The sequence below is a fragment of the Candidatus Rhodobacter oscarellae genome, assembly GCF_001078595.1.
Classification (GTDB): Bacteria; Pseudomonadota; Alphaproteobacteria; order Rhodobacterales; family Rhodobacteraceae; genus Rhodobacter_B; species Rhodobacter_B oscarellae.
In genome coordinates, this window is sequence record NZ_LFTY01000001.1 from 1 (window position 1) to 12,937 (window position 12,937).

Annotated in this window: 16 protein-coding genes and 1 tRNA gene; 1 reads left to right on the plus strand and 16 read right to left on the minus strand. The window is 36.4% G+C overall.

Features of this window, described 5'->3' with window-relative positions:
* The 16 genes from AIOL_RS00005 to AIOL_RS24065 form a co-directional block, all read right to left on the minus strand.
* On the minus strand, window positions 1-635 hold a 635-nt coding region (locus AIOL_RS00005), incomplete at its 3' end, for a baeRF10 domain-containing protein (protein WP_049641874.1).
* An 89-nt stretch (window positions 636-724) separates the two neighbouring features.
* Window positions 725-822, minus strand: a tRNA-OTHER gene (locus AIOL_RS00010).
* 66 nt (window positions 823-888) lie between these two features.
* Window positions 889-1,335 (minus strand): hypothetical protein, encoded by a 447-nt coding sequence (locus AIOL_RS00015; protein WP_049641011.1) that lies wholly within the window; start codon window positions 1,333-1,335, stop codon window positions 889-891.
* Between the two features lie 26 nt (window positions 1,336-1,361).
* Complete coding sequence (locus AIOL_RS00020) at window positions 1,362-2,363, minus strand: RNA-guided pseudouridylation complex pseudouridine synthase subunit Cbf5 (RefSeq protein ID WP_049641012.1); 1,002 nt, start codon at window positions 2,361-2,363, stop codon at window positions 1,362-1,364.
* Complete coding sequence (locus AIOL_RS00025; protein WP_049641013.1) at window positions 2,360-2,920, minus strand: cytidylate kinase family protein; 561 nt, start codon at window positions 2,918-2,920, stop codon at window positions 2,360-2,362. Before AIOL_RS00025 ends, AIOL_RS00020 begins: the two co-directional genes overlap by 4 nt.
* Entirely contained in the window at window positions 2,917-3,543 is a 627-nt protein-coding gene (locus AIOL_RS00030) for an EMC3/TMCO1 family protein (RefSeq protein ID WP_049641014.1), read from the minus strand. Before AIOL_RS00030 ends, AIOL_RS00025 begins: the two co-directional genes overlap by 4 nt.
* A gap of 3 nt (window positions 3,544-3,546) precedes the next feature.
* Window positions 3,547-4,125: an adenylate kinase gene (locus AIOL_RS00035; protein WP_049641015.1), complete on the minus strand. Its 579-nt coding sequence runs from the start codon at window positions 4,123-4,125 to the stop codon at window positions 3,547-3,549.
* Complete coding sequence (secY, locus tag AIOL_RS00040) at window positions 4,112-5,542, minus strand: preprotein translocase subunit SecY (protein ID WP_049641016.1); 1,431 nt, start codon at window positions 5,540-5,542, stop codon at window positions 4,112-4,114. Before secY ends, AIOL_RS00035 begins: the two co-directional genes overlap by 14 nt.
* On the minus strand, window positions 5,535-5,912 hold the full coding sequence (locus AIOL_RS00045) for an uL15 family ribosomal protein (protein ID WP_200898705.1): 378 nt from the start codon (window positions 5,910-5,912) through the stop codon (window positions 5,535-5,537). The genes secY and AIOL_RS00045 overlap by 8 nt, the downstream gene beginning before the upstream one ends.
* 49 nt (window positions 5,913-5,961) lie before the next feature.
* A complete protein-coding gene (locus AIOL_RS00050; RefSeq protein WP_049641018.1) occupies window positions 5,962-6,429 on the minus strand; it encodes a 50S ribosomal protein L30 in 468 nt (155 codons plus the stop codon).
* 6 nt (window positions 6,430-6,435) lie between these two features.
* The gene (locus AIOL_RS00055; RefSeq protein WP_049641019.1) at window positions 6,436-7,152 is read right to left on the minus strand and encodes a 30S ribosomal protein S5; all 717 of its coding nucleotides are present in this window, start codon (window positions 7,150-7,152) and stop codon (window positions 6,436-6,438) included.
* Between the two features lie 2 nt (window positions 7,153-7,154).
* A complete protein-coding gene (locus AIOL_RS24045; RefSeq protein WP_082152327.1) occupies window positions 7,155-7,637 on the minus strand; it encodes a 50S ribosomal protein L18 in 483 nt (160 codons plus the stop codon).
* Window positions 7,638-7,673: 36 nt separating this feature from the next.
* Complete coding sequence (argF, locus tag AIOL_RS24050) at window positions 7,674-8,588, minus strand: ornithine carbamoyltransferase (RefSeq protein WP_082152328.1); 915 nt, start codon at window positions 8,586-8,588, stop codon at window positions 7,674-7,676.
* On the minus strand, window positions 8,585-9,907 hold the full coding sequence (gene ftsY, locus AIOL_RS24055; protein WP_082152329.1) for a signal recognition particle-docking protein FtsY: 1,323 nt from the start codon (window positions 9,905-9,907) through the stop codon (window positions 8,585-8,587). The genes argF and ftsY overlap by 4 nt, the downstream gene beginning before the upstream one ends.
* Window positions 9,908-9,913: 6 nt before the next feature.
* Window positions 9,914-10,336, minus strand: a complete 423-nt coding sequence (gene pfdA, locus AIOL_RS24060; protein ID WP_082152330.1) for a prefoldin subunit alpha — start codon at window positions 10,334-10,336, stop codon at window positions 9,914-9,916.
* Window positions 10,337-10,440: 104 nt separating this feature from the next.
* Entirely contained in the window at window positions 10,441-11,070 is a 630-nt protein-coding gene (locus tag AIOL_RS24065) for a superoxide dismutase (RefSeq protein ID WP_369094741.1), read from the minus strand.
* Window positions 11,071-11,139: 69 nt separating this feature from the next.
* Here AIOL_RS24065 and AIOL_RS00065 point away from each other — a divergent pair.
* On the plus strand, window positions 11,140-12,937 hold a 1,798-nt coding region (locus AIOL_RS00065; protein ID WP_082152419.1), incomplete at its 3' end, for a S8 family serine peptidase.

Below are 12,937 nucleotides of genomic sequence, written 5' to 3' on the forward strand. Positions count from 1 at the left end.
CCTGTTCCTCCCAAAAGAATAAGCTCAGAATTTGAATCCATAATCCTTACTTTGTTGGCAATTTTCTTAAAGAAAACATGGATTTTGGTCTGCCTTGCACGTAGAAATCGTCCTTGACTCTGTCCCCCCTTCTTGTGTCGTCCCTGTAAATCAATTCGAAGTTTAGATTCCTGGGTAATACGATTACCGTGAAATTTTTGTATTCTTGCAGACTTTTGATCAAGCGTAATTAACAACACATTATGATTAATTTTTAGAAGATCCTGAAATGGCTTGACGTATGGTTTTTTGCTGACCATGTAAAGATAAGGTAATTTTTTAGAAGTTCCAATTTCCTTAATGCTCACCTTGCCATTTTCTATCCAACCAAAAATGCAGAGAGTCTTACTAAATTTACCAGCAGATGGCGGATTATTTTTGATCTCAATTATCCTTTTTTCAATTTTTGATTCAATTTTTTCAAAAGATTCATTTCTTTTATTTTCACGTAATAAAGAAACCATATCCTTGCCTTTGCCATAAGGGTAATAGACCGATACACAGGGGGAATTAACCTGTTTTATCTTAAAGAGAAACTGATTTAACGACATCCATTCAGAAGGACCAATCTCAGATGATTCCAAATTATTTTTCATGAATTTCGTTTTTTTCTTTCGTAAAAAAACTAATGTATTCAACATAACGAATTAAAAAAGTGATTACAGAATTAATTAAAATTAAAAAGCGCCGGGAGGGAGATTTGAACTCCCGTTCCCTTGCGAGAACGCGCTTTATGGTTAATAATTTCCAGGCGCGCGCCCTACCAGGCTAGGCGACCCCGGCACAAGTCTCACGACAAAAGTATTCAGTAAAATGTGATTATATATTGTGTTATTTTGAAAACTAGAATTACTTCCAGATTGCTACCGTAATAGAATTCTCCACCTTGTTTTTCAGTTCATCCATTCCTTTTACAGAAATCTTGTAGAGACCTTCCAATGCGACGTCACCATCATTTTTATTTTGATCCCATGAAAAACTAATTTCATCACCAGGTTCTAAACTTGATACCACCTGTGCGGCGCTAGGAGTATACATCAAAATTCCAGATAATCCAGTTATCCTAAGGCCATAAGATGCATCCGAAAAAATCAAGGAGGTGGTACCAGAATTTACAATTCTAATGTTTATTTCCTCATTTTTTTTAAAATCAGATTTTTCGGTAACGATAGAAACCGAAGATCCTTCTACATAAACCAGTTGACTATTGCTTTTTACATCAATCAGATAAATACCAAAAACGAGTCCTGCAATCAGACCAATCCCAATGAATAATACAAGACTTTTTGCTAACAATTATTTTGAAATAATTTCTTGATTCTTTAATCCTTTGGAGAAGGGGTACTAGTTCTCCATTTTTTCGGATATGTATTTGGAGCCATAATGAGTCTCTTTGTTTCAAAAGCATATCCTTTGACAGCATCACGAATTTCTTCTTCAGACATTGTTGACTCAGCCAATGCAACTGCTTCTCCTTTTTGAGTATAAACTCCAACAATATCACCTTTTTTGAGATTTGGAGATATTTTCAGGATCCCAGGAATTGCAAGCTGTGCACCATGACACAAAGCATCAACTGCGGAATCACGAATTATTACTGATTTTAGTTCACTGAGAGCAAGTTCCACAGGCTTTATCATTTTCATCAATTTGGAGTCATCTTTTTGTTCTTCCCACAGTGCAAATGCATCAGCAAGTTCGTGCAAAGTTACCAAACCATCTTTTTCATAGAACTGATCTACCCTAGTTCGTCTAAGCTCAATCATTGTTGCACCAGGACCAAGCACCTCACCAATATCATAGTATAATTTTCTAACATAAGTTCCAGATTCACACAAAATACGAGTTAAGAGTAATCTTTCTTTTTGTTCTATTACTTCTAACTCATAAATAGTTCTAGTTCGGGTTTGTCTCACAACGGCCGAACGCTGTGGAGGTTTTTGAAAAATTTCACCCTTGAACATTTCAACAATTTCAGAAAGTTTTTCTTTAGACGGAAGAGAATGAACTCGCCCTAGTGCATGGTATTCTTTTGGACCATAAAGTAAAACACCTAAAGCCTTTGTTGCCTCACCTAACCCCAAAGGTAAAACACCTGAAACTTGAGGATCCAATGTTCCACTGTGGCCAATTTTTGGAAGTTTCAAAAGACGTTTTGTCCAAGCAACAGTTTCATGACTTGTAGGACCTGGAGGCTTGTCCAAAAGAATTAGCCCATAATTGAGTAACTGTTCAATTGTTCTCTTATCATAATACGTTCCATATGCATCATCAGTTATATCCTGATCAATCTCAATCAAATTTTCAAGCTGTTTTAACGTCATAGTAATTTTCTCACAGTCTCTTTTGTAACATCAATTACCTGTTGTGCTGAGAGATTATTCGTATTGATAATCAAGTCAAATACAGACTTGTCATCACCAAAATCAAAATCATAAAGTTTTTTGTACAAGGCCTTATTCTTATCAAATCTTTCTTGGGTGATTTTATATGCATCTTCAGAACTCATGTTATCACGAGATTGCATTCTATTTGTGCTACTTTCATGAGAACCCTCAAGCCAAATTCGAATTCCATCTTTGATTAGCCAGGGTAATGTATAACTAGTGATTACCATTCCACCTTGATCAAACAAGGCAGACAATTTTTTATCAAGCTTTTTGTCAAACTCAGGATTTAGTTCACGTTGATTTAAAAATTTCATGCCTTCTTCAGTATCCCACCAATCATCACCTTTAGAATCAAAACCCTGATCACTAGCCATTTCCTTTAACACATCCCCTCCACTCAGATACTCTAATTGAAATTCTTCTGCCAATCCTTTGGCAACAGTTGTTTTACCTACTGCAGGAGGACCAGAAATAACAATTGATTTTGTCAACCTAGATCCATGGATGTCTTTGTGAGTCTCATGATAATGCCACTAAATGCAATTGATGAAAGGAAGTACCAGGCCCAAAGAAATATTGCATTTTCTTGACCAAAACATTCATGACCTTCTTCTAAAGCTTGTTCGGCGGAACATGTTAGTTGGAACATTTCTCCGGGAATTACATTTAGAGGGATTGGCGATATTGCTACCGTATAGGTAAACAATTGTGGCAACACAAGATAAAATATCAAGATCAAAGGAACAAAAGTAATCATCATAGGTCTCATGTTCATCTGCATCATTTCCATTGACATCTTGTTCATGTACGATGATTTTTTGCTCAGTTCAGCAATTTTGGCTTGATCTTTAGATCTCATTGCAGCCATTCTTTCTTTTTGCCATCCTCTAGTTTCTTTCATAATACGTTTTAGTTTCACTTGGTCGACCATCTTCTTTCTAACTCCAGAATTGAAAATATTTAACAGAATTCCAAATCCAGATACAGTAAACATTGAGAGAATCAGTCCTTTGACAATAGGATCATCAGAACCCAACCTCATTCGCTCCCCACTAAGAAATTCGAATTGCAGCGGAATGGAATCGATGAATAATAGAATAAAATTAAAATCCATTTTTTACAGTCCTATTGCACTAATAATTTTGGCAGCTGCTTCATCAACCTTTCCCTCATGATTCAGAACATGTCTGACAGGAGCACCAGTAATTACGGCACAAGCTGAAATCATGCCTGATTGAACATTTAATTCTTTTTTAATGTTAGCTAGAGTAATTTTGTCCCTGTTTCGAGTATCATCTTTCATTCTCCTGTTATAGATCTCTTCAGGTTGGGCCGAAACTGATACAAAGTTGGTAGGTTTAATGATTTTTAGAACATACTCTGGCAATCCAGGATAATATCCTTCTGGAGAATTGATAAATGCATGAGTGTCAATAATTATGATTTCCTCATCGTGCCCAGTAATTTTTTCAGCAGCAATTTTTTGAAAATGTTGTTGTTTTGAAACAGGCAATTTTCTAAGCTGATCCCTGTCTGTAAGGCCATTTTCTTGTGCAACTTCAAACATCAACGTTCCATAACTAATCATATAGACATTCCTTTCATGGTTCTTGAGAATTTCAACCATTTTTGATAACAATGTGGTTTTTCCAACACCTGGAATTCCAACCATTACAATTTTTTTACTTTCTGCCAAGCATAGCACCCAAACGCGGCATGACGACTTCAACTTGTTCCCTAACCAATTGTGTGTAATAATTTATCAGAATATCAACCATAAGTAAAACTCCAATTCCAGAACCAAAGACTCCAAGGACGTCAGATACTCCTGCTAAAAGACCCAATATCATGGAACCAATAATTGTTACTGAAGGAATGTACTTGTTTAATAACGCCTCAACTGGTTTATTTGATCTTCTAAATCCAGGAATCTGCACATCTGCATCAAGTAAATTCTGTGCTGCACTCTTTGGAGATAAACCACCTAATTCTACCCAAAGCCTTCCAAACACAACAACAATTCCAATCATGAACAAGACATACCCAACCGCACGCATAGGATCTAAAGCTGCAACATCCAATCCTCTAGGAGGGGTAATGTAGTAGATTATACCTCCAATCGGAGTTGAAGGACTCGTCGGATCAAATTGAGCTACAAAATTCATGAAGAAATTATTATTACGCGGATTCATATTCGCCCACAGCATTTGGAAAATGAAAACAGCATTTGCAGTCAATGCAGAAGCCAAGATTACAGGAATGTTTGAAACATACATGAGTTTGATAGGATAAACAGCAGAGAAACCCCTGTATTTTGTTGAAACAATTGGGATTTCAATTTTCATACCTTGTGTGAATACAAGTATTAACAATATACCAGCAGTAAGACACAACCCAAATATACTCGGAAGCGAATTAGAACGGAACAAAATTTGTGAAACATCGCCGGCCATAAATGATTGAACGATATATGGTATAATTCCAATAGTTCCACCGTCTCCAGCTGGTAAAGGACTGAACATACTCCAAAGAATCTGTTGAGCAACGCCTGCCATAATAAACAGACTAATTCCACTTCCCAGGCCCCAACCCTTCTGAATTAATTCATCCAAAAACATGATGATGATGGACGCAGCCATCAGCTGACCAATCATCACATACAAGACATAAGGTTCAGTGACACCAGGACCGTAAACTGCAATGGCATATACGATAGACTCAACAACAATTACAACGTAGGTTACTAGCTTGGTAGCTGTTTGGAAAATTCCACGTTCTTCAGGTTTCTTAAAATTAAATTTTAGAATGTCTGAACCTCTCAATAATTGCATCAAAAGTCCAGCTGTAACTATAGGCCCTATACCCAATTCTACCAATGTACCTTGTTGTGATGCAAAAATTACTCTAGCAAATGCAAGAAAATCAAATGCAGGAGCACTGGCTCCAAATAATGGAGTTTGACCCATTATCATATAAACCAGTAATGCAATTCCACACCACAGTAATCTTACCTGAAGAGGAATTTTCTTTTTAGGCTTGGGAACTTGCGGAAGATAAGGTTCTGCCTTAAAAACAACTTTTCGAATAATACTGGTAATACCACCTTCAGCCATTGTTGGATAACACCTCTCCCCCAACAGCTTTTAGTTTCTCTTCTGCAGAGGCTGTAAATTGTGGAACTTTAACGGAATATGTGTTAGTGAGTTTTCCGCCGCCAAGGAGTTTTTCATATCCAGCACTTTCAAGATCAACAATTTTTTTCCCTCCTTCTTCTTTACCAAACTTAGTAAACAAGTCGTCTAGATCACGTACACTAGTCCATTTTTTTGTAATATTTGGGTGAGGTGGTTTAGTAGAATCATGACCGTAATGATCTGGTTCATATTTTAAAGTAGAACTCCAATGATGTTTCATCATACCTGTAATTCCCAATCCACCTTTATGACCACTTGCACGATGTTGACCAACTTGTCCCCACCCCATGTGTCTTCCACCTCGAAGTCTTCGGGTTTTTCGTAATCTAGTGGGCATGTTAAATCATTCTCCTTACTATAGTATCAAGTTCTTTGTTTAGTCCAAGAATACCTTTCTGACCGTATAACTTCTTTGTACTTCTTTTGAATCCATGTATCGGAGGTGCCAAAGCAAACCAAGGCTTTAGAGGTTTCAATTTCGATAGCGTGGCTTTTCCTTCAGCCAGAGCAGTTCCCAATTCCTCAGCACTAGTAAATCCAAGTTCCTTTAGATCATCAGCAGTAACTTTTTGATAACCACCTTTCCTTGCTTTCTTATCTACTAATTCTGTTGCCAAGGAAGCATCTATTTCAATCCAAGATACATAGTGTTGCACCTTTTTCAACATTCCCAAAGTATTATCTTTGGCAGGTAAAATTGTTGCACGATATTTTTTATCTAGCTTCAACAAAGTCATGGTAGTTGTTGCCCAGTATGGACAATCAGCCTGACCTTTTATCCTAACAACAAGATACGCATTTGCCATTATTTATCAACCCTGACTAAATGTCTGTCTAAGACAGTCCAATATTGCTTTTGAAGTCGAATTCATCGTAGGAGTAGAACCTTTTGCGGTAGTCCATGCATCTTTAAGACCAGCCAATTCCAATAATCTTTTAATTTTACCACCTGCTACAAGACCTAATCCACGAGGACCTGGAATAATTTCAATTGTGACGCTTCCGCCCTTACCCTTAACCTTAAACGGAACAGAATGTTTTTGGGTACATCTGCACTCCCAACTACCACAGCCCATTTTAATTGGATTCACATTAAGAAAAGCCTGACTAGTTGCCTTTTCAATAGCAATTCTCATTTGCTTTGACTTGCCCTGACCAATTCCTAAATAACCATTCTCATTTCCTGCAGCAACAATTGCCTTAAACCTGGTAGACTGACCATTTGAAGTCATTTTTTGAATTATACCTACATCAACAACCTCACTCTTTAAATCTGGTAACAATTTCTTTATGATTCCAGATTCTTGAATTCTCAATCCAGACTCTATAATTTCCTCAAGGGAGGAAATTTCACCAGATGCAACCTTTTGTCCTAGAATGGTTTTTGGAACCCAAACTTCTTCCTCTGGCTCTCTTCGAGGTCTTTTTGGACGTGCATTTGCTGCTGCCCCAGGTGGACCACGACCGTAAACTGGTGCACCCCTTCCACGACCACCTTGTCCAGGTTTCGATTGTGATGCTTGACTCATACCTATTTGACCTCACTATCAATCGAAGATTTTATTTTAGAAATTTCATTTTTAACAGTAAGATGTTCACCATTGATTCTTTCTTCAGCTGGGAATGTTTTTTCATCAGCAGGAACTTCAACTCCAGCATCAATAATTCCTTTTAGAGCAGCCGCCATTCTTTGAGTATATCTTCTGGTACCGGTATACATGATAGCATCTTTTGCACCCTTGTCAAGGGCTTTCTTCCCAGCCAAATAACCTGTGAGATATGCTGCAGGTACACTTTTTCTGGAACCCTTCCACCCTTTTTCAAGTAGATATCTTGAATGTGCTGATGCGACAACCTTGTCACCAGTCATACCAGGTGTGAGGATCTGGACTTGCGTATTTTGATTAGTAATATTTACAGTGATGAAGTCACGCTTACCTGTTAGCATGGTTCCTCGTTTTTTATAATTGGTTTTTTCTTCCCTTAATCTTCGTAATATTTTTGAATAAGCCATCTATAGAAACCGAGTTTGAATCTGCTCTTATATACGTTAAGCGTAAATCAAAGCAGCAAGTAAAGCCTTTTGAGCATGTAATCGATTTTCTGCCTCATCCCAAACCACAGATTGAGATCCATCTATAACTGATGAAGTTACTTCTTGATCCCTCTTAGCTGGAAGACAATGTAAAAAGATCGCATTTTTCTTTGCATTACTCATCAATTTAGAATTAACCTGATACTTTGGAAGGAATTTTTTCATTCTTTTTGGATCATTGTTATGAATTGATGAATAGGTATCAGTTACAACCACATCTGCATTTTTAGTTGCAATAAATGGATCAGTAGTCAATTCGATGTTAGTCAATTTCTTGGATTCTGTGACGACTGTCTTTTCAGGTTCAAATCCTTTAGGAGTTGCAATAGACATATCAACTCCAGACAATGCAGCACCATAAATCATAGAATTACACACGTTATTTCCGTCTCCTATCCAAGCAATTTTAATCCCTTTGAGTTTCTTTTTCTTTTCCTTAATTGTCATAAAGTCAGCTAAAATTTGACAAGGATGGAAAGAATCAGACAATCCGTTAATTACAGGAACACTTGCGTGTTCAGACAATTTTTCTAACAATCTATGATCATAAACACGCGCCATAATACAATCAGAATAACGTGATAGAGTTTTTGCGGTATCTTCAACAGATTCACCTCGAGATAGTTGCATATCATTAGATGACAAATTAATTGCGTGTCCTCCCATTTGGAGCATTCCAATTTCAAAGCTTACACGGGTTCTAGTAGACGGTTTTTGAAAAATCATTGTTAGTGTTTTATTTTTTAAAATGGGTTTATTTCTATTTTTTTTGAGTTCTTTTTTTAGTGTTATGGAAGAATCAATTAGTCCTAAAAATTCTTTGGAAGACAATTCTGCTAAAGTAAGTACGTCTTTGGTTTTGAGTTTCATTTTCTTAAGAATCCAAATAGTCCTCGTTTCTTTTTAGGTTTTTCTTCGTCTTCATGCTTTGGCAAATCATCGAGTTTAGATTCTAGTTCGACATCATCATCACTTTTACCATCACTTTTATCAAAAATAATTTCAGATTTCGGCCTATTATTTTTAATCCAATTACGAATTTTATTTCCAAGTTTGATTGCCTCATCATCATTTTCAGGCGGAGGAACATCAAATAGATCTGAATAAATTGCAATATCATCATCACTAATTCCATCAAAAGGATCATCGGAGTAGGGTTCTGGTGTAGGTTCTGGTTCTGGTGTAGGTTCTGGTTCTGGTGTAGGTTCTGGTTCTGGTGTAGGTTCTGGTTCTGGTGTAGGTTCTGGTTCTGGTTCAATAGTATTCTTGAGTTCAACATCATCCAAGGATCCAAAAACAGTTTCCAAGAAAACAGATTTATCAAAAGGAATTAAATCTGGATATTCTTGTCCAACTCCAACAAAAATTACAGGTGTAGATGTAACCTTTACAATTGATAAAGCAGCTCCGCCCCTTGCATCTGCATCACTTTTAGTTAAAATCGAACCATTGAATTTAACATGTTCATAAAATTCACGTGCCTGATTTACCGTGTCATTTCCAGATAAAGAATCGCCGACAAAAATTTTCATGTCAGGATTTACAACTTTTGTGATTTTACCAATTTGTTCCATTAAATTTTTACTTGTTTGCATTCTTCCTGCCGTATCAATTAACACACAGTCTGTTTTGTGGGATTTGGCATACAAAACAGCGTCTCTAGCAACTGCAGCAGGATCCGACTCATAATTCTGAGCAACCAATTTCAAATTGAGGCGATTTGCGTGTTCACGTAATTGCTCAATTGCACCAGCTCTGAAAGTATCAGCAGCCGCAATAACTACAGAACATTTTGCCTGTTGCAACATATATGCAATCTTTGCCAAAGAAGTAGTTTTTCCAGTACCATTAATTCCAACAAATAAAATTAGAAAAGGTTGTCCCTGTTTCTTTTTTTTATTTATTTTATCCAGGAGATCAATTTTCCCAACAGTATCAAACATTGCAGAAATATTTGAAATCAAACTGTCTCTGACAAATTTTTCAATTTCATTCCGATCAACTTTTGAACCAATTAATTTTTCTTTTAAATCAGATTTTATGGAATCAATTACTTCAGTGGCAACATCGGATTCTAATAGAGCTATTTCTAATTCAAAAAGAATATTTTCAATATCTTTTTCATTAAGTTCTTTTTCACCAAGACTTTTCGCTGCATTTGAAAATGCTTTACGAAGTTTATCAAACATGTACTATCACGAATTTGGAGGAGATGTAGATTGCATTAGTTGGTTGATTTGTGCTTTTCCTTGTTCTAATCTTCCTGCTGCATCCTGTTTTTTTGCAACAGTGTCTTGTAAAGCAACCTCAACTTCCTTAATTCTTGCTTCAAGATAGTTAATTGCAGAGTGAAAGTCTTTCTCCACTGCAATTCCAGCACCAATATTAATTACAATCTTAGCATTAGATGAAATTTTTGTTGGGATGTATGTTCCCATACCAATTGGAACAAGGGTTTCTGATTCAGGTTGCGTATCAAGGGATTTTATAGATTCGATCGAAGCAGTTGCCTCTCTCAAAATATTTAGAAAAGTTCCTTCCCTTTGAGATAAATCTGAGAAATATTTTTCAAGCATTTGCATTTGCTGCATTAATTGCTCAGCTTGGGCTTCACTCATGTACAACAAACATTTTCCAGATGGTTATAAATTCATTCATAGATTTGGAAAAAAATAGAAAATATGTGAAAAAACGAATATAAAAAAAAATAAAAATTAGAAATTTATTTTGTTTTAGAGAATCTAGATTCTACTTCATCCCAATTAACTACATTCCACCATGCCTCTATGTAGACAGGTCTTTTGTTCTGGTAGTTGAGATAGTATGCATGTTCCCATACATCACAGCCCAACAAAGGTACTAATCCTTCAGTTCTAGGACTAGTCTGGTTTGGCATTGATTTGTATTCAACCTTTCCAGAAGAAGGATTGTATACCAACCATCCCCAACCACTGCCTTGAATTACAGCTGTAGTGGATGAAAATTTCTCTTTAAAGTCAGAAAAGCTTCCAAAGGAATCATTGATTGCATCAGCAATGGATCCTCCAGGTTCTCCGCCTCCATTTGGTTTCATGTTGTTCCAAAATAGCCTATGGTTATCATAACCACCACCATTGAAATTAATTGCCCCTCTTTTGTCGTCTGGTATTGATTTAATATCAGACAATATGTCAACGATATCCTTTGCTTGAATATCAGATGAGCAAGTTTCTAGAGCTGCATTCAATTTGTCCGTGTATGTTTGATGATGTTTTGTGTGATGAATCTCCATTGTTTTTGCATCAATGTGAGGTTCCAATGCATCATAAGCATATGGCATTTCAGGAAGAGTGTATTTTCCCATGAACGACATTGAACATTTAATCAATTTATTGCTTTAGTAAGCAATTCATTTTTACTTGTTAACCAAGAGAAAATGTTTGTGAAAATAACAGTAATTTTTTCATTATCTGTAATGATTTTTGGGGTTTTTGTTGTTTCTCAACTTATGCAACATGAAAATGAAATTCATACTTATTTACAAAGAAGTGTCCCATACGTTGGAACAGATATTCCCAGAACAGACGGAATTGATGGAAGCGGGATCAGAGTGGCAATAATAGATACTGGTGTTGATTTCAATCATCCAGATTTGTTTGGATGGGGCAATGATGGAAAAGTTGTAGGAGGATACAATTTCATACGTGAAAGCCAACCACCTATGGATACTAATGGCCACGGAACTCAAGTCGCAGGAGTGATCGCAGCTGACGGAGAGATTTCAGGGATTGCACCCAAAGCAAAAATTCTTGCCTACAAAGTTTCAGAAGATGGGGAAGGAGTTTCATCAGAATTAATCATTAAAGCGATTGAAAAAGCGATAGAAGACGAAGCCGACATAATCAATATTAGTTTAGGAGTTAACAAAACAAATTCAAAAATTGATCATGCCGTTAATCTGGCATTAGAAAAAGAGATTTTCGTGGTAACTGCATCTGGTAATGATGGTCCGGAATTGAAAACAATTGGTAGCCCAGGAAGGAATTTTGGTTCAGTCACAGTTGGTGCAACATACAATAATCTCACATCAAGTCTAGTTGCAACATTAGAAATAGATGAAAAACCATATACAGTGATACCAATGGTAGGATCTTCAAAATTAGAAGAACCAATTTCAGGAAACGTTATTTTTGGAGGCTATGGGAAAACAGAAGAACTTGAAAAAATTGATGTAAAAGATGCAATATTAATTGTTGAAAGAGGGAGTGACACAGAAGGAGAGCTGCTGTATTTTTCAGTGAAAGAAAAAAATGCTGCAGCCGCGGGAGCAAAGGCACTAATCATTTACAATAACTTGCAGGGAATGTTCTTGGGAGAGTTGATTCATGAGTTTATGGAATTAGGATATACCCCACAGATTCCAGTAGTGTCAATGGATAGAGAAGAAGGACTTGAAATTAAAGAATCAATCGAAAAGAATTCCCAAGGTAATTTACATTTATTTTACAATCCAGATTTTGTGACACATTTTAGTTCACGAGGTCCAGTTTCTCCATTTTACATTAAACCAGATATTGTAGCACCTGGTGCATACATCAACACTACACAAAATAATGCAGGATACAACTTTACAAGCGGAACAAGCTTTGCAGCACCACATGTCAGTGGAGCAGCAGCACTATTACTTCAAAAAAATCCTGACCTTCTTAATCATGAAATTAAATCCCTGTTACTAACTACAGTAGAAACAGTTTCAGATGCATACGGACAAGAATTTTCTGTCCACGAATCAGGTGCAGGAAGATTGGATATAGAAAACGCATACAATGCAAAACTAATCATCACCCCACCAAATTTGGTAGTTAATGTGTCATCAAACCAACAGATAGTAGAAAAAAGTTTTGAATTAAAAGTAATCAATGGAATTATAGATAGTTTAGATACCAAATTTGAAGGTCCCGAAAATATAAAATTTTCACATGTTCTTGAAGGAGATACGTTACAAATTACAATCAACGCTAGTGAAGAAGAATTTGGAAGTCATGAAGGAAAAATAATTATCAATCATAAAAATACACAATACAAAATTCCAACTCTCATCCACTACACTCCAGGCTCCATCTTGGTAGACAAACAAAATCAGGAACTGTTCTTTGAAATTCATCATCCAGAAGAATGGAGTTTTGCTAAAATTTCGATTATCAATAGCAAAGATGGGAAAGAGAACACCGTCACAACAA

Excerpts from the sequence above, each read along its gene's own strand:
- AIOL_RS00055 (WP_049641019.1), bottom strand. The coding sequence starts at position 7,152 with ATGAGTCAAGCATCACAATCGAAACCTGGACAAGGTGGTCGTGGAAGG.
- AIOL_RS00050 (WP_049641018.1), bottom strand. The coding sequence starts at position 6,429 with ATGGCAAATGCGTATCTTGTTGTTAGGATAAAAGGTCAGGCTGATTGT.
- AIOL_RS24065 (WP_369094741.1), bottom strand. The coding sequence starts at position 11,070 with ATGTCGTTCATGGGAAAATACACTCTTCCTGAAATGCCATATGCTTAT.
- ftsY (WP_082152329.1), bottom strand. The coding sequence starts at position 9,907 with ATGTTTGATAAACTTCGTAAAGCATTTTCAAATGCAGCGAAAAGTCTT.
- secY (WP_049641016.1), bottom strand. The coding sequence starts at position 5,542 with ATGGCTGAAGGTGGTATTACCAGTATTATTCGAAAAGTTGTTTTTAAG.
- AIOL_RS00020 (WP_049641012.1), bottom strand. The coding sequence starts at position 2,363 with ATGACGTTAAAACAGCTTGAAAATTTGATTGAGATTGATCAGGATATA.
- AIOL_RS00030 (WP_049641014.1), bottom strand. The coding sequence starts at position 3,543 with ATGGATTTTAATTTTATTCTATTATTCATCGATTCCATTCCGCTGCAA.
- pfdA (WP_082152330.1), bottom strand. The coding sequence starts at position 10,336 with ATGAGTGAAGCCCAAGCTGAGCAATTAATGCAGCAAATGCAAATGCTT.
- argF (WP_082152328.1), bottom strand. The coding sequence starts at position 8,588 with ATGAAACTCAAAACCAAAGACGTACTTACTTTAGCAGAATTGTCTTCC.
- AIOL_RS00045 (WP_200898705.1), bottom strand. The coding sequence starts at position 5,912 with ATGGGGTGGGGACAAGTTGGTCAACATCGTGCAAGTGGTCATAAAGGT.
- AIOL_RS24045 (WP_082152327.1), bottom strand. The coding sequence starts at position 7,637 with ATGGCTTATTCAAAAATATTACGAAGATTAAGGGAAGAAAAAACCAAT.